The organism is Nitrospira calida (assembly GCF_976986435.1).
Genome location: NZ_OZ335950.1, coordinates 368868 through 387386 on the forward strand (window position 1 = coordinate 368868; position 18519 = coordinate 387386).

The following is an 18519-nucleotide window of genomic DNA, read 5'->3' on the forward strand; positions in this document are numbered from 1 at the left end:
ATGGAAATCAACGCGCAGACCAAACTCTGCGGGGTCATCGGAAACCCGGTGGAACACTCCTTGTCCCCGGCCATTCATAACGCGGCCTTTCAGAAGCTCGGCCTGAATTTCGTGTACCTAGCCTTTCGGGTGGAAAACATCGCTGACGCGATTCGAGGCATCCGAGCACTGGGAAATGTGCGCGGCTTCAGCGTGACCATCCCACACAAAGTGTCCGTCATCCGGTACCTCGACGAGGTGGAGCCGACGGCCCGGCACATCGGGGCCATCAATACCATAGTGGTGGACGATGGAAAACTGATCGGCTACAACACAGACGCTTCAGGAGCCCTGCGAGCTCTGCGGGACGGCAGTGTCGAACTGAAGGGACGGCGGGTGGCGATGCTGGGGTCGGGCGGCGCCGCGCGCGCGATCGCTTTCGCGCTGGCGGCGGACTCCGGCGTGGCGGAACTGTTCATCCTGGCAATCGACGAGGCCGAGCGACGGGGCCTCGTTAGCGACCTCCAAGCCAAGACTTCCCTCCGTGTTCATGAGGCGACCCTGAGCGAAGACACCCTCCGTCGCCTGTTGCCGGACGCGCAGGTCCTGATCCACTGCACGCCGGTCGGAATGCACCCCCGGAGCGAGGAAAGCTGTGTTCCGGCCGAGTTGCTCCATGCTCGTCTGGCTGTCATGGACATCGTGTATAACCCACCGGAGACGCGCCTGCTCAGGGACGCTACGGCCGCCGGCTGTCAGACCGTTCGCGGCCTGGAGATGTTTCTTAACCAGGCCGCCGCGCAGTTTGAACTCTGGACGAACCGACCAGCTCCCACTGACGTGATGCGGGCCGTGCTGGTATCCCGCTTCGCATGAATATCGTTCTGATCGGATATCGCGGTACCGGCAAGAGTACGGTGGGCAAAATTCTGGCGGCCAAGCTGGGACGCGAATTGGTCTCGACGGACGCCGAGGTTGTCAAGCGGGCCAAGCTGTCGATCCCCGAGATTGTGCAACAGTTTGGCTGGGAACATTTTCGAGATTTGGAGTCGGAGGTGTGCCGGGACTTGGGTAAAAAAGACGGCTTGATCATCGATACCGGCGGAGGCGCGATCCTCCGTCAGCAGAACGTGGATGTTCTCAAAAAAAACGGGACGCTGTTCTGGCTGACCGCGGAAGTCTCGACGATCGCCCAACGCATCGGCGGGGATACCCAACGCCCTTCCCTGACCGGTACCAAGTCCTTTACTGAGGAAATTCAGGAGGTGCTCCAACAGCGCCTCCCAAAGTATCAAGCCGCCGCAGACCACGTTATTGCGACGGAAGGACGAACGATCGAGGAGGTGGTCGCCAGTATCCTGGCCAGGGTGTGAACCCGCCGGGAGCGGCCCTCCGTGTTGATCTGTTTAGGAGCCCGTGCTATGTTTTCTTTTGCAATTCATCGCTGCGGGGCCGAGTGATGGAGAGCGAAGCGGAGTGGCCCTGATTCGATGTTGCCTTGCGTGAGGAAGTTGGCCGGACAGCGCGAGTGAGTGGACGGTGCAGTTGCATTAGCGCCAGGAAGTCTCTCCCTCCCTCCTCCATTTCTTCCCAAGACAATATCAACAGCAGTGACGGAGGTCGCTATGGGGAACAAATTGTATGTTGGAAGTCTACCCTACTCGACGACTGAGCAACAGCTGGCGGAGTTGTTCTCCCAGCATGGAACCGTCCAATCCGCGAAAGTGATCACGGATCGATACACCGGACAGTCCCGAGGCTTCGGGTTCGTGGAAATGTCCACGCCGGAAGAGGCACAGAAGGCCATTGCGGCACTCAATGGGAGTCAATTGGGCGGTCGGACGCTCGTCGTCAACGAAGCCAGACCGCAGGAGAAGCGGCCTTACGGTGGTGGCAATCCCAGCGGCGGTGGAGGAGGAGACCGAGATCGCTGGTAGGGGGTCGGCTCTGACCGGGTGCAAGCTGAAAGAGAATCGAATCAAAAAGGGCCGCCGGCAACGGCGGCCCTTTTGATTGTCGGGCGCCGATCGCGCACGCGGCGCTGCGAAACACTGCGGTCTTGACAAGGTTAAGTCCAAGTGATTCACTCGCGTTTCGTGCGCCCGTAGCTCAGTTGGATAGAGCGTCGGGCTTCGAACCCGCAGGTCGCAGGTTCAAGTCCTGCCGGGCGCACCATCCGCAAGCACAAGAACCGGAGAGTGTTTTTGGTGGCTCGCACTGCCCTCCCCACCATTGGACGACTCCTTCTCGGCTTCGCGCTGTTTCTGAGCGCGTGCAGCGATCAGTACACCGTCTTCCACAGTCAGACCGGTCTGCCGATCCTGCTGATCAAGCGTGCCTATACTTACCGCGGTTGCATTGAGACCATGCGGGCGGAAGCCGCCCGTTTGGGGGTGACCTTCCGTTATATTCATGTCAAGGGTTCATGGTCCGGTCAAACACTTCTCTGGCCGTTCGATCCAGGCTATGCCTGCGAAGCGGTGATCGGCCCTGAACGGCCTCTATCGGGCGCGTATGCGGACAGATTTCCCCTTCCGATGTGATGTTCCGTTCCGGCCTGAGCTGTCCAACCCCTTGCACGGCACGCTGTTCAGGAGAGTTCGAATCGCTCGTACACTCCGAAGCCCTGAGAATTAAGGAACGAGTGGGCTGGAAAGATACCGGGGTGTGTTTATACCTTATGAACGCTTCTGCTACGCGCTGAATCGCCATGCGACCCACCTTCAATTATTGAAGGCTTCAGTGGAAGGCTTGACGATGACGGAGGGGCTTCAGTACAGTGATGGACCGAGCCGCATGACTTGGTTGTCGCTTCGGAGGAACTCAGAGTGACCCAGTCTCGACCGTCTGTGCCCTTTGCGGCACAGGCCGTCCCGTTCGATGAGTTTCTAGCCACCGGAAAGCTCCCCGACGACCTGATCACGAGCGAATATGTGGCGCAACAGTTCGTCGAGCGGCTGGTGCATTATGTCCTTAGTGTTCCGGCCGGTAGTTACACCATGGCCCAGTTGGGGAAGCTGTTGGAACAGTTGGATCCTCGGTACCAAGTCTTTTTTTTCAAACGCCTGAAGGAAACCAGCCCCGAGAGCCTCAAGGATTTCGCTCCGCTCTACTATGGTTTTATGAACGAATTCCATTCCTTGCTGTTCACCTAACCGCGCAAAATACCGCTTGTCCCCGGTCGGTTCTCATGTATAATGAATCAGAGTCTGAAACGAGGAGAAGTATGAATCCAACGCTGCAACGAGCTGTAACCAGCTTTTACAACCTGGTGTATGAGGCGCAGACATTTGCCACCACCATGGCGAGAATTGACACCGCCGAACAGGAACACTATGCGGGCCGGATCGAAGGCCTGAACTGGGTTCTTGACCGGTGCCAGGAACTCGAGGACATGGACGCCAACCTGACGCCCTCTTCCCTACAGCGGGTGTTGACCGACGTTAAATCCGACTTGGATCATGAACTGTCGGTGCAGCGCCGCGAGAAGGGCCGACGGGCGGACGGACGTGAGGAGGCGCTCATCTTCGTGGCAGATTATCTGTCCAGCCTCATTACCGCGACTGAGATCGAATCCGCCAAGAGTTCGGTGTAACCTTCGACAACGTGCCCGCGGCTTCCCGACCGCGCCTTATGTGGTGCGCTCATGGTAGGCGTGTCTCCGCGCTGGCCGATCAAAGGTTCCACCTGGGGAAAGCCATGGGCGCGAGTCCGGGCAGGGACGGACGGATGGGGCAACGCCGCCTGGGTTCGTCTTCGCCGCGGTACAGCGGGGGGCATCAACTTCTAAGGTATGGGTTCAGGCTTTTTGGCCAGGAATCCCATGGCGCGAGAATGGATCGTCTTCGCGATTTGTCTCGGTCTTGGGGGACATATTGCGGTGGGTGTGGTACTGCATGCGCCGGAACGCTGGCCACGGAGCAATGCCGGGTTCTACGGGCTGCTCATCGGTCTTGCCGTGTATGTCGTCGTTCAGCTTGGCCGTTCCGTCTGGTGGTTTTATCGAGGCCGCCGGGCGACCATGGGCAAGAGTCCGCCGCCGTGGTCAGCCCAGTAAAGTGTCAGACAGCGCGAGGAGCACCGCCTATTGACCTTGAATCGGCGCTTCTCTACTCTTCAAAAAAGATTCAACCATGCCGAGTGGGCAGAAGAAAGCTTGGTCTGACCGGTCTGTCACTCCAGCCGAATGGGCAGGAACACCGTACGGTATGACACCCGCAACCGGCCCGACCGACCAATACGGTTCCTTTCAAGCTTCGTTGCTCTACTGTCCTCAATGCCGCCAGGCCACTCCGACACGGCAACGCCTGCTGCTGGTGTTGCCGGCCGGAAACCTGTACGAGTATCTCTGTGCCCAATGCGGCACATCGACTGGGACGAAAACCGATAACCAGCACGTTGAGGTAGAACTCTTCCGGCCGTGACTCCTGGTTCAGCCGATTCTCGAGCGTCTTGATATCCCCTTCGCTGTTCACCGGGTCCCTGCTGTTGCGAACCTGCCTGTGCAGTTCGAAGATTTCCGGGAAAGCCGCGCGCAACAACGTGGCAAGGGCGGGAGAAACTTGATGCAGGGAGAGAAGCGAGTAAGGTCAGGCGAGTTGGTCGAGCGGAATCCCTTCTTCGATCAGCATCACTGGAATATCATCCCGGACGGGATAGACGATCTTTCGGTCGGCCCGCACTAAGCCGCCGTCCAACTTTTCAGTTACCGGCTTTTGGGCCTTATTCTTCAGCGCTCCCCTCTCGATGGCAGCGTTCAGCTTCTCGACCAGAATCTCGTCGGCCAGGCTGACTTCCTGTTTGGTTTCCGGACAGCAGAGGATGGCCAGCAGATCCGGAGCGATGTTAACGCCTTTGCCTGTTGCCTCTCGCATGCTTGTACTTGCCTCCTCCGAGGTGAGATAAGCCGGCATCCCGTCCCAGGACCGAAGCGCAGAGCAAAGCATAGTGCAACACTCTTGCAAAGATCAAGATATTGACCGACTCCTGCTTCTTGATGTTTCATCCGGTCGGGTGAAATCTGCTACACTGAGGTGTTTATACCGGAGCAGTCTCATGAGCAGAGACCGCAGATGGTGGCGCCACTGGCTGACCGGCTTGCTGTTGTTAGTCCCGGCCTGGGCCACGTTCCTGATTCTCTCTACGCTGTTCGCGGCGCTTGACGATCTGATCGTGGATCTTCTGGGCACCCGCATCGCAAGCGATGTGCCCGGATTGGGCGTGCTGACGTTGTTTGCGCTGATTCTGCTCAGCGGTGTGATCGCAACCCATGTCCTGGGACAGCGGTTGTTTCAGCGCGCCGAAGACTGGCTGGCGCGCATCCCGTTCGTCCGCAGCGTGTATGTAACGCTCAAGGGCATGACGGACCTGTTCAACTTCCGATCCCGCTTCGGCCTTAGCACCGTGGTGGCCTTTCCCTTCCCGCGCGACGGGCTCTGGGCATTGGGGTTCGTCATGGGATCGGCGCCCGGGCCGCTGCAAGTGGTCTCGGGGACCGAACTGCTGATGGTGTTCGTGCCGACGGCGATCCATCCGTTCACCGGATATCTGGCCTTTGTCCCGCGCCAGCACGTCCGTCCGATCAATCTGCCGCCCGAGGACGCCATGAAGATGGAATTTTCGGCCGGCTTCTACAAACCGAAACGGGGCTGGCTGGCCGATCCAGGGGCAAGCGCATGACCACGCCGCGGCTTGATCGGCTGATCGTTCGACGCGCTCGGGTGGAAGACGCGGACATCATCGCCTCGTTCAGTGCAGCGATGGCGCTCGAAACCGAAGGCCGGGTCTTGGACCGGGAGCGGGTGCGACAGGGCACACTGGCCGTCCTGCAGGAGCCGGAACGAGGCTTTTTCAGCGTGGCCGAAGTATGCCCGGAAGTGGCTCCGCCGGTGATCGTCGGCCAACTCCTCGTGACCTACGAATGGAGCGACTGGCGGAACGCGCAGTTTTGGTGGATTCAGAGTGTCTATGTCGATCCCGCATGGCGCCGAATGGGCGTCTACCGGCGCATGCACGAAGCGATCATCAGTCAGGCCCGCGCGCGCCGCGATGTGTGTGGCGTTCGTCTCTACGTCGACAGCGGCAATCGCGTGGCGCAAACCGTGTACGAACGAGTCGGTCTGTCGCGCACCGCCTATGCTGTGTTCGAGGAGGATTTTGTGCTTCCCAAGAGGGTTCAAGCGACTCCTGCGTCGTAACAGACTTTGCGGGGAAGTTCGGCAGAGGAGGCAGGTTCCATGTACACTCGACGACCAATGGTCAGCGGCATCACGCTCCAGAAAACATGCCTGTGGGTCGGCGTGTGCCTGCTCGTTGCGAGCGGCTGCGCCTTCAGCAGGGGCAATCTGGGCGACGAGTTCAAGCCGGAGGATGTGGAAAAGATCAAAAAGGGGATCACGACCCGATCCGAAGTCGTCATGGTCCTGGGAGCGCCCGACCGAATCGTGCAAGCCAACGGTCACGACATCTTCCAGTATTACCGTTACGATCTCAAGTCGGGGAGCCTTTTGCTCCTGCTGGTGAACTTTTCGCGGGTCAATATCAAGAGCGACGACCTCTACATCCTGTTCAATCGAGACGGGGTGGTTGAAGACATAGTGTTCGGCAAGCGCACCGATCGGCTGAAGTTTCAGTTCTGGCCGTTTGGCGAGTAAAAAGAAGACGGGACGTGGGCGTGATGGCGAAGCGCCATACCAGCGGGAAGGCAGTCGGCCGTGTTCCTCGGCTTGCGGCCCTTGGTCTCCATCTCTTACCCCTTGTCGCGTGTTTCGCGTCCTTCGGGCTATCGGGCTGCGGTTTCGCGACCGTTGCGCGACTTTCGATCAACGACCCGATCCGTCCGGAGGACGTAGCGTTCATCGTCCCGGGGCGGACCACGCTCGCCGAGGTTGTGGAGCACCTCGGCGCTCCCGACGAACTGGCCGCCTTAGATGAAGGCGCCGTCATCGCCTATCACTTTCGCGACGCCAAGTACACCCGGGTCAACTTCGGCTGGCCGGCACGCTTTTGGCTGACGGTTTCGCCCGATTTCATCCTCTCCGCAGGCGGCCTGGGAACGGACGTCTTCGAGGTCGCGTTCGATTCCCGGTGGGTGGCCCGCGAGCACGCGTTCGCAAAACACTCCGGTCATGCGAGTTTCAACCCGTGGCCGTTCTGACCCGCCGGGCGTCCGTCCCTTCAGTTTGCCGCATGTCCGTTGTCTCGCTATAATGCCGTCCGCATGAGCGCCCGTGACGCAGATAACGACCGGACGACCGACGCGCTGTTGCGCTCTCCTTCGTACATTCCCGCCGATCGGGACGTGGAATTTCTCCAGCGCGACGAGCTACGCCCCTTGCGGTTGCAACTTGAGCTGCTCAAGCCCGAGTTGATCCAGCGGGAAGAAGGTATCCGCTCTACCATCGTGATCTTCGGCAGCGCGCGACTCATGGAACCGGCTCGGGCGAGGGAGGCCCTGAGCCATGCGGAAGCCGACCTGAAAGCACGGCCGAACGACCCGGGCGCACAACGAGAGGTCGAGGTTGCCCGTCGACGTCTGGCGCTCGCCCGTTACTACGATGAAGCGCGCGAGTTCGGCAGACTGGTGTCTTCCACCTGCCAGGTTGACGGCCGGTGCGATTTTGTGGTCGTCACCGGGGGAGGCCCCGGCATTATGGAAGCGGCCAACCGCGGCGCGGCCGACGCGGGCGGAAAATCGATCGGCTTGAACATCACCTTGCCGCATGAGCAGCGGCCCAACCCGTATATCACGCCGTCGCTGTGCTTTCAGTTCCGTTACTTCGCGCTGCGCAAGATGCACTTTCTGCTCCGCGCCAAGGCGTTGGTGGCCTTTCCAGGAGGGTTCGGCACGCTGGACGAGTTGTTCGAGACGTTGACGCTGCTCCAGACCGGCAAGGTGAGCGGCATCACCATCGTCTTGGTGGGACGCACGTTTTGGGACCGGCTCATCAACTGGACGATGCTCGTCGAGGAAGGCCTGGTCAGTCCGGAAGACCTTGCGCTCTTTCATTACGCCGAGACGGCTCAGGAAGCCTGGGACCTGATCGCTGCCCGACACCAGATCGACTGACCGGCATGATCATTTCCTTTCACGGCGCCGCTCGGTCGGTGACGGGCAGCCGGCACTTAATCCAGACTCCTGGTTGTCGCGTCCTGTTGGACTGCGGCCTGTTTCAAGGTCGCCGCCAGGAAGCCGACCGACGCAATCGCGTTCTGGGGTTTGATCCCAAGGCGGTGGACGCAGTCATCCTCTCGCACGCCCACATCGACCATTCCGGGGCCTTGCCCGTCTTGGCCAAACATGGGTTTGCCGGCAAAGTGCACGTGACGCCCGCCACCGGCGACCTGACCAAGGTTATGCTGGAAGATTCGGCCCGCATTCAGGAGAGCGACTGCGCGTATGTCAACAAACAGGAAGGACGGAAGGGGCACCGGTGTCTCCGGCCCTTCTATGACATCGACGATGTCCGGGCGATTGTGAGGCGGTTCACGGGCACCCGCTATGGCGACGCGATCAAGGTCGGCCCGCGAATGAGCGCCTCCTTCCACGAAGCCGGCCATATCCTCGGCTCGGCCGCCATCCGGCTCACGTACGCGGCGCGCGGAAACACGACGACCGTTCTCTTTACCGGCGATCTGGGACGGCCGCGGATGCCGGTCCTGCGGGACCCTGCAGAGCCCCCGGCCTGCGATGTGCTGATCATCGAATCGACCTATGGAGATCGGCTCCACGAGGAGGTTGGAGAGGCGCTGAAAACCAAGGCGGAACAACTGCTCACCCGGGCCAGGATGAACCGCGGCAAGATCATCGTGCCGGCGTTCGCGGTTGGGAGGACGCAGGAACTGGTGATGCGGATCAAAGAATTGGTCCGCGAGGGACGCATCGATCCTGTACCCATTTACATCGATTCGCCGCTGGCTGCCAAGGCGACCGAGATTTTCCGCCGGCATCCGGAGTGTTACGACGAGGAGACCCTCCGCACGTTTGCCGCGGAAGGCGACCCGTTCGCGGCCCGTTACATCCGCTATGTGTCGTCGGTCGAGGAGAGCAAGCAGTTGAATGCGATGAAAGGGCCCTGCGTCATCATCGCGTCCTCAGGCATGTGCGAGGGCGGGCGGGTGCTGCATCATCTCAAGCACGCCATCCAGGATGAAGCCAACATCATCGCGATTGTCGGCTTTCAGGCCGAGCACACGTTGGGACGCAAACTGGTCGAGGGCTGGGACGTGGTGCCGATCTTTGGCGTGCCGACGCCGCGGCGCGCGCAAGTGGTCCGCTTCAACGGTCTGTCGGCCCATGCGGATCGCCACGATCTGTTGGCCTATGTCCGGTCGATCAAGCCGGCGCCGGCCAAGGTGTTTGTCGTGCACGGTGAAGAAAAACAAGCGTTCTCGTTGGCGGCGGCCATCATGGCCGAGCATCCGCGCATCGACGTGATCGTCCCGGAACGCGGATCGTCACACGAGATCTGAAGCACAAGGCGATATGCAGTCCGGCTTTTGCTCCGATGTCGTCGCCGATTGCCCGCGGCCGCTGCTCATGCGGAATGAACAGGATCATCAATCTCGCCACGCTGGCACGATGTTCTCGATGTCGGGCCAGAAGGTATTCGAGACGACCGCTGCGGCTGAGCGATCGACGGAGTGACGGATGAGGCATCATCGCGGTGTTCCATTCTCCCGCCTGACAACAGTGCTTGTCGCCGCGATACTGGCTTCCTGTTCGCTTTCCGGTACAGGTCGGACTGCCGAGACTTCCGAAATCAGCCCGGAGGAGCCCCGCGCGCGGGCACGGGATCTCCAGATCGTGATCGGCCGCTACCCGCCAGGCCCGTTCAACGCGATCACCGATGTGGCTGGTGTAAAGGTCGGGCACGTAACCCTGATCAAGGGAGAGGGACCGCTCAAGCCGGGCGAAGGTCCAGTGCGGACGGGCGTGACGGTGATTATCCCGCGCGACGATGTCTGGCAGCGAAAGGTTCCGGCGGGAGCCTTTGTTCTCAACGGCACGGGGGAGATGACGGGGCTGGCTTGGGTGGCCGAGTCCGGATTCCTCGAATACCCCATCGCGCTAACTAACACGCTGAATGTGCCGCGCGTGGCCAACGGCATCATCAGTTGGATGATCAAGCGGTATCCTGGCATCGGGATTACGGACGACACCTTGACTCCGGTCGTAGCCGAATGCGACGACGGCCGCCTTAACGACATTCAGGGACGGCATGTATCCGAGCAGGACGTGATCCAAGCGTTGGACCGCGCCGCCGGCGGTCCGGTCGCGGAAGGCACGGTCGGAGCCGGGACTGGCATGGTGTCGTATGGCTTCAAGGGCGGGATCGGCACGTCTTCGCGACGGTTGCCGGATGAAGAAGGGGGGTACACGGTCGGCGTGCTGGTCAACGCCAACCATGGGCGGCGTCCGGAGTTGGTCATCGCCGGAGTCCCCGTGGGCCGATTATACGACCGGGACGAGCCGTTCGGCGGACAATCGAGCGTACCGGAAGGGGCGGGCGCCGTCGCGCGCGAAGAACGGCCGGGCGGAGGCGAGGGCTCGATTATCGTGATTATCGCGACCGATGCCCCGCTCGACAGTCGTCAACTCACCCGCCTGGCCAAACGGGCTGCATTGGGGTTGGCCAGAACCGGATCTACCGCGCGGCATGGCAGCGGCGACTTCATGCTCGCCTTCTCGACCGCGAACGCCATCCCGCACTATCCGAAAGATCGCACATTCTCCATGACCCATCTGGCGGACACCCATCTGAACCCGCTCCTGACAGCCACGGTGGAAGCCACGGAGGAGGCCATCGTGAACGCACTGACGACGGCGCGGACCGTCGTCGGACGAGACAATCACCGAGTCGAAGCTATTTCTTTGACCCGCCTGCGCACGCTGTTGTCGCTTCCGCGATAAGACGCGCCACCCCTCACTCGGGTTGCTTGCATTTTGAGAAGCAACGTCGCTATGCTGCTCCCCGCGGCATCGGCAGGTGGGAGTGATCGGGATGGGCGATTATCAGATCGGCGGAGGGCTCAGGCTGTTGACGGCGTTGGAGAAAACGGAGGGCTTCGCTGAATTTCTCAAGACCCGGATGATCCGCGCCCTGGAAACGGAGGATCCGACCGAACTGCACTATCTACTGGCGCAACTCGACGACTATTATTCCTATATGTGGCGCTACTACAAGAAGCTCGTGAAGGAGCGCGGAGACCGCGTCAATCCCGACGCGTGAATCGCCGTCTCGGCCACACAAGACCGGCCTCGCCGCCATGACTCTTGCCACGACATCGATACTTCGGTTCGCCTCCGCGCTGTCCCGTTTGCCTGACTCGGCCGCCGCTGGGCGGGCTGTCGCGCAAGCGGTGCGACGACAACTCGGCGACGACCCGCCCGATTTGGCGTTCCTGTTTTTCTCCAACCACCACTCGCTGCGGGCCGAGTTGCTGTGCGGGGCGGTGTGCCAAGAGGTAGGTCCCCGTGTGGTGCTTGGATGCTCGGGAGAAGGGGTGATCGGGGGCGGCGAAGAAATCGAAACCGACCCGGGAGTGACACTGTGGGCTGCCCGCCTTCCCGGTGTGCGCGTCAATCCCCTGCGGCTGTCATTTTCTCAGGAACTCGATCGCTTTTCGGTCGGCGGTTGGCCGGATGATCGGGCGATCGGCTCCAGTCCGGTGTTCGTGCTCCTGGCCGATCCCTTTTCGATTCCGGTGAAAGAAGTCTTGGCGATGCTTGAGGAGCGCTATCCGGGGGCGATTGCCATCGGAGGCCTGGCGGGCGGGGGGCATGGCGTGGGGGAGAATCGGATGGTTTTCGGGGATGAGGTCTATGACGGCGGACTGGTGGGCGTCGCCCTCTCGGGGTCCGTGTCCATCGAGACGGTGATTTCGCAGGGATGCCGTCCCATCGGAGACCGCTACGTGGTCACCAAGGCGGAGCGCAACCTCATCCATGAGCTGGGCGGCGCTCCGGCGTTGGAGCGTCTCCGGACGCTGTTTGCGTCGATGTCCGCTGAAGAGCGCCGCATTGCGCAGCGGGCTGTGCACTTGGGTATCGTGATCGACGAACAGAGGAATCGTTTCGAACGCGGGGATTTTCTTGTTCGGAATCTCATCGGTGCGGATCAGAGCACGGGGGCCGTCGCCGTCGGTGATCTGGTGCAGGAGGGGCAAACCGTTCAATTCCACCTGCGGGACGCCAAGTCGGCGCACGAAGACCTCAATCTCCGACTGGACGCCTATCGCGCGAGGCATCGGAAAGCTCCGCTGGGGGCGCTGCTGTTTAGTTGCTGCGGGCGGGGAGAAGGGCTGTTCGGCCGGCCGCACCATGATGTCTCCGTGTTGCGCGAACGGTTGGGAGACATCCCCATCGCCGGGTTTTTCGCGCAGGGAGAGATCGGACCGATCGGCGGCGGCAATTTCCTGCACGGTTACACGGCCAGTGTGGCGCTGTTCTCCGAGCCTAACTCGTGACCACGCCGCGCCGTTCTGCCTCGCCGGGGGAGCCCGTAGGCAACGCCAATGTCCATCGGGGAGAAGAGCAATCATGAGAACGTTTGGGGCCGTCCTGATCCTGTCGCTGGCGCTCGTCCCGCTGGCGGTCGTCGGAGCAGAAGAGGTCGGGCAAGAAGTCCTCACGGAATCCGGGCTGAGGTACGTGGATCTGGTCGTCGGCACCGGCCGCCAGGCGGAACTCGGTGATACTGCGACCGTGCACTACACCGGCTGGTTGGAAAACGGGAAACAGTTCGACAGCTCGCGAGACCGCGGCGAACCCTTTTCGTTCCGCGTCGGCGCGGGACGTGTCATCAAAGGATGGGACGAGGGCGTGCAGGGCATGAAGGTCGGCGGCAAGCGCAAGCTAATCATCCCTCCGGACTTGGGCTACGGCGCACGTGGAGCTGGCGGCGTCATCCCGCCGAACGCGACCCTGACGTTCGAGGTGGAATTGTTGGAACTGCGCTAGCCCGCCGTGGCGATGTCGCAGGCTCTTCAGCCGATGCCGGGTACAGAACGTCCATGAATCGCACTCCGCTCTATGAAGCGCATCGGGCCGGCGGCGGGAAGCTCGTGGAGTTCGCCGGCTGGGAGATGCCGATCCAGTACACCGGCGTGGTGGACGAATACCACTCGGTTCGCAGCAGGGCCGGCCTGTTCGACGTCAGCCACATGGGTCGGCTCCAGGTCGCGGGGAGCGGTTCGCTCGCCTTTCTGCAACGGATGACCACGAATGACCTTGCCCGGTTGCCGGTCGGGCAGGCTCACTATTCGATGGTCTGCAATCCGGACGGCGGCATCAAAGACGACATTTTTGTGTACCGGGTAAAAGAAAACGAGTTTCTCCTTTGTGTGAATGCGTCCAATCGGGAAAAGATCCTCGCCTGGTTGCGCGATCATCTGGCGGGCGCGTCGCGTTGTACGGTGCAAGACCGCTCCAGCGAGCTGGCTCAACTGGCCCTCCAAGGGCCGGCCTCCAGGACTATTCTCGAGAAGGCGGGAATCACCGGTCTGGCGAGTCTCAAACCCCGGCATTGTCTGAAGGCCGCGTTGAGCGGCGTTCCCTGCCTGATTACCAGGACCGGCTATACGGGAGAACTGGGCTATGAATTGTATCTGCAGGCGGATGCGGCTCCTCGGGTCTGGAACGATCTGTTGGAGACTGGACGTTCCGAAGGCCTGAAGCCGGCTGGCCTGGGGGCCCGCGATCTGCTGCGGCTGGAGATGGCCTATCTGTTGTACGGCAACGACATCGGCGAAGAGACGACGCCGATCGAGGCCGGAGCCCAGTGGGTGGTCAGTTTCGACAAGGGCGACTTCGTGGGACGAGAGCGGTTGGCGAGACAGTACGCCGAAGGACCGGCGCGCCGGCTTGCTGCGTTCGAGCTGGTGGAAAAGGCGGTGCCCAGGCGGGGATGCAAAATTCTCGAAAGGTCCGGAGGCCTTCCGATCGGCGAAGTCACCAGCGGGAATTTTTCTCCCCTGCTACAAAAAGGCATCGGACTGGGCTACGTGCCGCTGACCTGCGCAGGTATCGGCTCGACCTTCGCGATCGACATCAGAGGCAAAAGCATGCCCGCTGTGGTCGTCCAGCCGCCGTTCTACAAGCGGAAGCCGTAGCTTTATGCAGCCACGAGGCTAGAGGCGAGAGGTGGTGGATAAAGCAGGAGAGGCACTGGGCAGCAGACCGAATGTGAAAACCGTTTTTAGAGGACGGGTGCTCACGCTCAATCTGGAAACGGTGACGCTGCCCAACGGCGCGTCGGTCGAATTGGAACTGATCCGCCATCCCGGGGCCGCCGCGGTCGTCCCGCTGAAAGAGGACGGGACTGTGGTGCTTATTCGCCAGTTCCGCCACGCGGCAGGAGGATTCATCTACGAGATTCCCGCCGGCAAACTGCAGCCGGGAGAGGATCCCCGTGACTGCGCCGCGCGCGAGCTGGAAGAAGAGATCGGCTATCGCGCCTTGTCACTCGAACCGCTGGCCAGCATCTGGACCGCCCCGGGTTTCGCGGACGAGATCATCCACATCTATAAGGCCACGAGGCTTACCCCAGGCAGACAGCAATTAGACCGCGACGAAGTGCTGGAAGTGGTGGAGATGCCACTCGAGCAGGCGATCGCGAAGATTCGAGATGGCACGATCCGGGACGGGAAAACGATCGTCGGACTGCAGGCGGTGTATATGGACTCGGCAGACATGGGAGCCGGCCGCTCGAGGGGTCTTCTGCACCGCGAAGACCCCCCTTGAGCGAACCAGCCTCGCCGCACAGGTTCGATTACTTGCCCTTTTTCTCGTCCTTTTTCTCGCCCTTCTTCATGTCGTCGGCGTAGATCTGCTCAATGAACTTGCCGCCTTTCTTCTTCTCTTCCTTCTTCTCTTCGCCGGCGAAAGACGGAGCCGTAAAGGCCGCTAGCATCGCGACCGCCAAGAAACCCATCAGGAAGCGCTTCATTCGACCTCACCTCCTTTCAGTTCAGTCTCAGCAGTATGCCTTCCGGAAGGCGCTCCTGGCGTGAGCAAGGCTAGTGCCGTAGGATGACCTCCAAGGAAATCCTTGGAGGTCAAGGGGTTCGACGAGCAACAGACTTGAGGGGCGATGAACTGAACGTTTCCGACTGTGGCGGAATGGTGTGGAGAAGGCTAAATCGCCTCACGCCGCTCGTCATACATGAAATACATGAACATGAGAGCGCACCGAAGCAGGTGGATTCCGGACCAAGAAAAGAGGACAGGCCGGTTTTCGTCGCATGCCTTGCGGGTACTTAGGCTTGAGATTGGACCAACCGCGCAAGGGAAAGCGAGAAAAGCGATCTGTCCTCTTGCCGTTCCTAGACGACCTGGTGCATCAGCCGATCAGTCGATGTCTCGACCGGGTCTCCAATAACTCTTCACGGTGACCCCCATGATGAGCTAAGCACACCTAGTGCCAGTCTTGCACGCACAGAAAATCGTTGATAACTCAAGTCGTTAGAACGGCTATCCATGAGGGGCCCCGTCTGCTCTTTCCTACAGTCTCTAGCAAATGAACTCGACCGTGGTTACACTCGGCGTACCTGCTTGATCTCAGCAAGGGTGAAGACATGCAGGTCAAACTGCTACATGCATGGGACATTACGCCCAGGGAGGCCGTACAGCTTCAACTCCAACTGCGCGGGCAGGTCAAGACCACGGGGAGGGTGCCAACACCTGCCTCCGTGGCCGGCGCGGATGTCGCGTACGACAAGCAGTCCGATCGCCTATACGTCGCGGTCGTCGTGCTCTCCTTTCCCAGCTTGGAGCCCATGGAAACGGTGATTCTGCGGGATCGGGTCTCGTTTCCCTATATTCCGGGCCTGCTGTCATTCCGCGAGGCTCCGGCCTTACTCCGGGCATTCGAGCGGCTTGTGCATGAACCGGACATCATCTTCATCGACGGGCAAGGTGTGGCCCACCCGCGCGGATTGGGTCTTGCCTGCCACATCGGCCTGTCGCTGGAGAAGCCGGTGATCGGCTGCGCGAAATCGCTCCTGTTCGGCTCGTACATTGAACCCAAGCCGGCGCGTTCTTCCGTCTCTTACCTGCGCGACAAGGCCGGCCGAATCATCGGCGCGGCGGTCCGAACCAGAGACCGTGTTCGGCCGGTGTTCGTCTCCGTCGGGCATAACATCGGTCTGGGGCAAGCCGTTCGCCTCACCCTGGCCTGCGGCAAGGGCTATCGGGTGCCGGAGCCGACGCGGCAGGCCGATCTCCTGGCAGAACGGGCGAAGCGGCGACCTCAGCGGGACGAGCTGTCGATCCGATGAATGTCGGGAAGCGAAGATCAAACACGTTGCCGGACCATATCAAACCCGGGGTCCGCGTCTTGTTCGTCGGCATCAATCCTGGGGCGCGATCGGCCGCGGTCGGTCACCACTTCGCCGGCTATTCCAATCGCTTCTGGAAATTGCTCTACGAATCGCGGCTGGTGCCTGAACCGGTCACCTACGAACACGACGAGCGGCTTCCGGATTGGGGGTTCGGCCTGACCAATCTTATCGCCAGACCCAGCCGCGGCATCGATGCGCTGAAACCGCGCGAATACGTCGCCGGGCGCAAGGCGCTCTTGGCGAAGATTCGGCGATACCGTCCTTCGGTGGTCGCGCTCCTCGGCATCACGCTCTCCAGATTCCTGTTCCTGGATCGCCCCCGTCCCCTTTCCTCGGAGCAGGCGCGGAGGAGTCGCCCGCGGGTCGGCTGGCAGCCGGATCGCCTCGCCGGCGCTCGGGTATTCGTTCTACCCAATCCGAGCGGACGCAACGCCCATGACTCCTACCGGCGGATGCTCGCGTTGTTCGGCGAATTGAGGGCGGCGCTTGTGGACCAACCGGTCGCCGCTCGTGGAAACGTTCCTCGCGCGGGTGGTAAAAAGAAACATGGAAGTCCGAGGATGCCGGGGCATCGAGGGCTGATCGCATGTCGCCAAAACCGTTCACAGGACACGCTTGGAGGGCCAAAATTCGATCCGCTCGCATTACATTAGTCGAGATAAGCAGGCAACAGCGAGCAGACCGAGCGAAGCGTGAGGAGGACAAGCCATGACCATGAATAGAACAGCGTGGAGGGGGCATGAGAATGTTGCGACGGCGCTCCTCGGGCTGGCGATCGTGATCGGCGTGGGGTGTGTGAGCAGCGGCACATACGAAGCGGCCAGAAGGGAGGCGGAGACCGCGCAACGGGAGCTTCAACAGCAACGGTTCAAGCTGCAGGCCACCGAAAAGATGCACGCGGATCGCAAGAAGGAGATGGATGAGTGGGTGAGCAAACTCGGTGCCGCGGTCGAGAAACTTGAGGAAGTAACCAAGAACTGGAGCGAATTGCAGGAGGAACTCACCCGGCTCAGGATTGCTCGAGAGTTGGAGCGTCAACGGGGACAGGGCAAGGAAGGCACAATCAGCATCGTCGTCGAACACGGTCCGGCCGTTTCTCCACCGAGCGCTGACCCGTCAGCCCGGCTTCAAACAGAACCAGGGGAATCCAGGGAACAAGCCAGAGACCTGCTTCGTCAATTGCAACACTACTTGGAGCAACAGTGAGCAGATATGGCGGCTGCCAACCGACCGCGGGGGTCATCCATGGCGGATTCCTGTTGACCACACACCACGGAGTGTGACGTTTGGACACACAGCAGGCAACACCTGTGTCACTTCGCCCACAGCCGGTGCCGACCGGAGCGGGCGCCCATCCGCGTTCAAACCGCGTGTTTCTTCAGTTTTCTGAATCCGACAAAAGGGACTGGCCACGGCATTTGCTTTGCGATACGATGGCGTCCCGGTTTGTCGTGGGGAAACGCAGGCTCCGTTTGGGCGCTGGTTTCAAAACCGTTCGTTCTCGGCCGTCCGCTGTTCGTTCGAAGAGGGGAGAAACGCAATATGATACGAACGATGCTGTTTCTGGTGACGGCGCTCCTGTGTGTCGCACCGCTAAGCTCCGCCGCGGAATCCGCCGCTGAGCTGGCGGTCCAAGCACAGCGCGAATGCGAACTCGGCCGTTTAGCCCAGGAGCGGAATGCACGGCTCACCCATTTCGAACGGGGTCAGGCTTTGGCCGAGCGGGCGGTCGCACTCGACGAGCAACACGCCGCCGCGCATTTCGCCCTATTCTGCAGCCTCGGCGAACAGATCCGCATCGACGGCGAACGTATCACGTCGGTGTTCGGGTTCCGGCGCATGATGAAAGAGTTGGACCGGACCCTGGAACTCGCCCCGGATCATCTCGATGCACTCTCCGCCAAAGGTACCTTCCTTGTCAGACTTCCGGCCCTGCTCGGGGGCGATGTCGAAAAGGGCGAAGACCTGCTTCGCCTGGTCATTCAGCGAGAGCCCCGGGCGGTGAACGCTCGCCTGAACCTGGCCAAAAGTTATTGTGCGCGGGGCCGTCACGATGAAGCGATGAACCTGGCCTTACAAGCGCTCGAATTGGCCCAAGCCCACCAGCGCACGGACTTTCTCCCGGAAGCCCGAGCCCTCGTCTCGCAAGTGCGCGCCAAAGCCGGAGGGGCGCACTGAGCAACCCTCCCCGACGGCGGG

General features: G+C 61.1%; 26 protein-coding genes and 1 tRNA gene. 25 read left to right on the plus strand and 2 right to left on the minus strand.

Features of this window, described 5'->3' with window-relative positions; all coding sequences use genetic code 11:
• From ACWHTU_RS01930 to ACWHTU_RS01970, 9 genes are all read left to right on the plus strand, one after another.
• Window positions 1–855, plus strand: a complete 855-nt coding sequence (locus ACWHTU_RS01930) for a shikimate dehydrogenase (RefSeq protein WP_447861235.1) — start codon at window positions 1–3, stop codon at window positions 853–855.
• A complete protein-coding gene (locus tag ACWHTU_RS01935; protein ID WP_447861236.1) occupies window positions 852–1352 on the plus strand; it encodes a shikimate kinase in 501 nt (166 codons plus the stop codon). Before ACWHTU_RS01930 ends, ACWHTU_RS01935 begins: the two co-directional genes overlap by 4 nt.
• A gap of 252 nt (window positions 1353–1604) precedes the next feature.
• Window positions 1605–1916 (plus strand): RNA recognition motif domain-containing protein, encoded by a 312-nt coding sequence (locus ACWHTU_RS01940; RefSeq protein WP_447861237.1) that lies wholly within the window; start codon window positions 1605–1607, stop codon window positions 1914–1916.
• Between the two features lie 161 nt (window positions 1917–2077).
• Window positions 2078–2154 (plus strand) — tRNA-Arg (locus tag ACWHTU_RS01945).
• A 32-nt stretch (window positions 2155–2186) separates the two neighbouring features.
• The gene (locus ACWHTU_RS01950; protein ID WP_447861238.1) at window positions 2187–2522 is read left to right on the plus strand and encodes a hypothetical protein; all 336 of its coding nucleotides are present in this window, start codon (window positions 2187–2189) and stop codon (window positions 2520–2522) included.
• A 285-nt stretch (window positions 2523–2807) separates the two neighbouring features.
• A complete protein-coding gene (locus tag ACWHTU_RS01955) occupies window positions 2808–3134 on the plus strand; it encodes a hypothetical protein (RefSeq protein ID WP_447861239.1) in 327 nt (108 codons plus the stop codon).
• 71 nt (window positions 3135–3205) lie between these two features.
• Window positions 3206–3574 (plus strand): hypothetical protein, encoded by a 369-nt coding sequence (locus ACWHTU_RS01960; RefSeq protein WP_447861240.1) that lies wholly within the window; start codon window positions 3206–3208, stop codon window positions 3572–3574.
• 228 nt (window positions 3575–3802) lie between these two features.
• Window positions 3803–4036, plus strand: a complete 234-nt coding sequence (locus tag ACWHTU_RS01965) for a hypothetical protein (protein ID WP_447861241.1) — start codon at window positions 3803–3805, stop codon at window positions 4034–4036.
• 151 nt (window positions 4037–4187) lie between these two features.
• Window positions 4188–4403: a hypothetical protein gene (locus ACWHTU_RS01970; RefSeq protein ID WP_447861242.1), complete on the plus strand. Its 216-nt coding sequence runs from the start codon at window positions 4188–4190 to the stop codon at window positions 4401–4403.
• Window positions 4404–4568: 165 nt separating this feature from the next.
• On the opposite strand, the gene ACWHTU_RS01975 is transcribed toward ACWHTU_RS01970, so the two are convergent.
• Window positions 4569–4853 carry a Trm112 family protein gene (locus tag ACWHTU_RS01975; RefSeq protein ID WP_447861243.1) on the minus strand — a complete coding sequence of 95 codons (285 nt, stop codon included), beginning with the start codon at window positions 4851–4853 and terminating at the stop codon, window positions 4569–4571.
• 181 nt (window positions 4854–5034) lie between these two features.
• Here ACWHTU_RS01975 and ACWHTU_RS01980 point away from each other — a divergent pair, with 181 nt between their 5' ends.
• From ACWHTU_RS01980 to ACWHTU_RS02035, 12 genes are all read left to right on the plus strand, one after another.
• Window positions 5035–5658, plus strand: coding sequence for a DUF502 domain-containing protein (locus ACWHTU_RS01980; RefSeq protein ID WP_447861244.1), 624 nt, complete (start codon window positions 5035–5037; stop codon window positions 5656–5658).
• On the plus strand, window positions 5655–6176 hold the full coding sequence (locus tag ACWHTU_RS01985) for a GNAT family N-acetyltransferase (protein ID WP_447861245.1): 522 nt from the start codon (window positions 5655–5657) through the stop codon (window positions 6174–6176). Before ACWHTU_RS01980 ends, ACWHTU_RS01985 begins: the two co-directional genes overlap by 4 nt.
• 39 nt (window positions 6177–6215) lie before the next feature.
• Entirely contained in the window at window positions 6216–6632 is a 417-nt protein-coding gene (gene bamE / locus ACWHTU_RS01990; protein ID WP_447861246.1) for an outer membrane protein assembly factor BamE domain-containing protein, read from the plus strand.
• A gap of 14 nt (window positions 6633–6646) precedes the next feature.
• Complete coding sequence (locus ACWHTU_RS01995; protein WP_447861247.1) at window positions 6647–7135, plus strand: hypothetical protein; 489 nt, start codon at window positions 6647–6649, stop codon at window positions 7133–7135.
• Window positions 7136–7198: 63 nt separating this feature from the next.
• Window positions 7199–8047, plus strand: coding sequence for an LOG family protein (locus ACWHTU_RS02000; RefSeq protein WP_447861248.1), 849 nt, complete (start codon window positions 7199–7201; stop codon window positions 8045–8047).
• 5 nt (window positions 8048–8052) lie between these two features.
• Window positions 8053–9450, plus strand: coding sequence for an MBL fold metallo-hydrolase (locus ACWHTU_RS02005; protein WP_447861249.1), 1398 nt, complete (start codon window positions 8053–8055; stop codon window positions 9448–9450).
• A 178-nt stretch (window positions 9451–9628) separates the two neighbouring features.
• Entirely contained in the window at window positions 9629–10891 is a 1263-nt protein-coding gene (locus ACWHTU_RS02010) for a DmpA family aminopeptidase (protein ID WP_447861250.1), read from the plus strand.
• A 91-nt stretch (window positions 10892–10982) separates the two neighbouring features.
• Window positions 10983–11210 carry a hypothetical protein gene (locus tag ACWHTU_RS02015; protein ID WP_447861251.1) on the plus strand — a complete coding sequence of 76 codons (228 nt, stop codon included), beginning with the start codon at window positions 10983–10985 and terminating at the stop codon, window positions 11208–11210.
• Window positions 11211–11298: 88 nt separating this feature from the next.
• A complete protein-coding gene (locus ACWHTU_RS02020) occupies window positions 11299–12447 on the plus strand; it encodes an FIST signal transduction protein (RefSeq protein ID WP_447861252.1) in 1149 nt (382 codons plus the stop codon).
• 73 nt (window positions 12448–12520) lie between these two features.
• Entirely contained in the window at window positions 12521–12940 is a 420-nt protein-coding gene (locus ACWHTU_RS02025; RefSeq protein WP_447861253.1) for an FKBP-type peptidyl-prolyl cis-trans isomerase, read from the plus strand.
• A gap of 53 nt (window positions 12941–12993) precedes the next feature.
• Window positions 12994–14091: a glycine cleavage system aminomethyltransferase GcvT gene (gene gcvT, locus ACWHTU_RS02030; RefSeq protein ID WP_447861254.1), complete on the plus strand. Its 1098-nt coding sequence runs from the start codon at window positions 12994–12996 to the stop codon at window positions 14089–14091.
• 73 nt (window positions 14092–14164) lie between these two features.
• Window positions 14165–14722 carry an NUDIX hydrolase gene (locus ACWHTU_RS02035; protein ID WP_447861255.1) on the plus strand — a complete coding sequence of 186 codons (558 nt, stop codon included), beginning with the start codon at window positions 14165–14167 and terminating at the stop codon, window positions 14720–14722.
• Window positions 14723–14750: 28 nt separating this feature from the next.
• On the opposite strand, the gene ACWHTU_RS02040 is transcribed toward ACWHTU_RS02035, so the two are convergent.
• The gene (locus ACWHTU_RS02040) at window positions 14751–14927 is read right to left on the minus strand and encodes a hypothetical protein (protein WP_447861256.1); all 177 of its coding nucleotides are present in this window, start codon (window positions 14925–14927) and stop codon (window positions 14751–14753) included.
• Window positions 14928–15555: 628 nt separating this feature from the next.
• On the opposite strand from ACWHTU_RS02040, the gene nfi reads away from it, so the two are divergent.
• The 4 genes from nfi (at window position 15556) to ACWHTU_RS02060 (ending at window position 18498) form a co-directional block, all read left to right on the plus strand.
• The gene (gene nfi / locus ACWHTU_RS02045) at window positions 15556–16257 is read left to right on the plus strand and encodes a deoxyribonuclease V (protein ID WP_447861257.1); all 702 of its coding nucleotides are present in this window, start codon (window positions 15556–15558) and stop codon (window positions 16255–16257) included.
• A complete protein-coding gene (locus tag ACWHTU_RS02050) occupies window positions 16254–16973 on the plus strand; it encodes a mismatch-specific DNA-glycosylase (RefSeq protein ID WP_447861258.1) in 720 nt (239 codons plus the stop codon). The genes nfi and ACWHTU_RS02050 overlap by 4 nt, the downstream gene beginning before the upstream one ends.
• A 55-nt stretch (window positions 16974–17028) precedes the next feature.
• Window positions 17029–17526 (plus strand): hypothetical protein, encoded by a 498-nt coding sequence (locus ACWHTU_RS02055; RefSeq protein WP_447861259.1) that lies wholly within the window; start codon window positions 17029–17031, stop codon window positions 17524–17526.
• Window positions 17527–17862: 336 nt separating this feature from the next.
• Entirely contained in the window at window positions 17863–18498 is a 636-nt protein-coding gene (locus tag ACWHTU_RS02060) for a tetratricopeptide repeat protein (protein ID WP_447861260.1), read from the plus strand.
• Window positions 18499–18519 lie beyond the last annotated feature (21 nt).

What these genes read in the sequence shown, in the direction of transcription:
- ACWHTU_RS01940 (WP_447861237.1), top strand. Translation starts at nt 1,605, where the DNA reads ATGGGGAACAAATTGTATGTTGGAAGTCTACCCTACTCGACGACTGAG.
- ACWHTU_RS02025 (WP_447861253.1), top strand. Translation starts at nt 12,521, where the DNA reads ATGAGAACGTTTGGGGCCGTCCTGATCCTGTCGCTGGCGCTCGTCCCG.
- ACWHTU_RS01980 (WP_447861244.1), top strand. Translation starts at nt 5,035, where the DNA reads ATGAGCAGAGACCGCAGATGGTGGCGCCACTGGCTGACCGGCTTGCTG.
- ACWHTU_RS01960 (WP_447861240.1), top strand. Translation starts at nt 3,206, where the DNA reads ATGAATCCAACGCTGCAACGAGCTGTAACCAGCTTTTACAACCTGGTG.
- ACWHTU_RS01985 (WP_447861245.1), top strand. Translation starts at nt 5,655, where the DNA reads ATGACCACGCCGCGGCTTGATCGGCTGATCGTTCGACGCGCTCGGGTG.
- ACWHTU_RS02000 (WP_447861248.1), top strand. Translation starts at nt 7,199, where the DNA reads ATGAGCGCCCGTGACGCAGATAACGACCGGACGACCGACGCGCTGTTG.
- ACWHTU_RS02050 (WP_447861258.1), top strand. Translation starts at nt 16,254, where the DNA reads ATGAATGTCGGGAAGCGAAGATCAAACACGTTGCCGGACCATATCAAA.
- ACWHTU_RS01965 (WP_447861241.1), top strand. Translation starts at nt 3,803, where the DNA reads ATGGCGCGAGAATGGATCGTCTTCGCGATTTGTCTCGGTCTTGGGGGA.
- ACWHTU_RS02015 (WP_447861251.1), top strand. Translation starts at nt 10,983, where the DNA reads ATGGGCGATTATCAGATCGGCGGAGGGCTCAGGCTGTTGACGGCGTTG.
- ACWHTU_RS02060 (WP_447861260.1), top strand. Translation starts at nt 17,863, where the DNA reads ATGATACGAACGATGCTGTTTCTGGTGACGGCGCTCCTGTGTGTCGCA.
- ACWHTU_RS01975 (WP_447861243.1), bottom strand. Translation starts at nt 4,853, where the DNA reads ATGCGAGAGGCAACAGGCAAAGGCGTTAACATCGCTCCGGATCTGCTG.
- ACWHTU_RS02040 (WP_447861256.1), bottom strand. Translation starts at nt 14,927, where the DNA reads ATGAAGCGCTTCCTGATGGGTTTCTTGGCGGTCGCGATGCTAGCGGCC.
- ACWHTU_RS01930 (WP_447861235.1), top strand. Translation starts at nt 1, where the DNA reads ATGGAAATCAACGCGCAGACCAAACTCTGCGGGGTCATCGGAAACCCG.
- ACWHTU_RS02055 (WP_447861259.1), top strand. Translation starts at nt 17,029, where the DNA reads ATGACCATGAATAGAACAGCGTGGAGGGGGCATGAGAATGTTGCGACG.
- nfi (WP_447861257.1), top strand. Translation starts at nt 15,556, where the DNA reads ATGCAGGTCAAACTGCTACATGCATGGGACATTACGCCCAGGGAGGCC.
- ACWHTU_RS02010 (WP_447861250.1), top strand. Translation starts at nt 9,629, where the DNA reads ATGAGGCATCATCGCGGTGTTCCATTCTCCCGCCTGACAACAGTGCTT.
- bamE (WP_447861246.1), top strand. Translation starts at nt 6,216, where the DNA reads ATGTACACTCGACGACCAATGGTCAGCGGCATCACGCTCCAGAAAACA.
- ACWHTU_RS01935 (WP_447861236.1), top strand. Translation starts at nt 852, where the DNA reads ATGAATATCGTTCTGATCGGATATCGCGGTACCGGCAAGAGTACGGTG.
- gcvT (WP_447861254.1), top strand. Translation starts at nt 12,994, where the DNA reads ATGAATCGCACTCCGCTCTATGAAGCGCATCGGGCCGGCGGCGGGAAG.
- ACWHTU_RS02005 (WP_447861249.1), top strand. Translation starts at nt 8,053, where the DNA reads ATGATCATTTCCTTTCACGGCGCCGCTCGGTCGGTGACGGGCAGCCGG.
- ACWHTU_RS01970 (WP_447861242.1), top strand. Translation starts at nt 4,188, where the DNA reads ATGACACCCGCAACCGGCCCGACCGACCAATACGGTTCCTTTCAAGCT.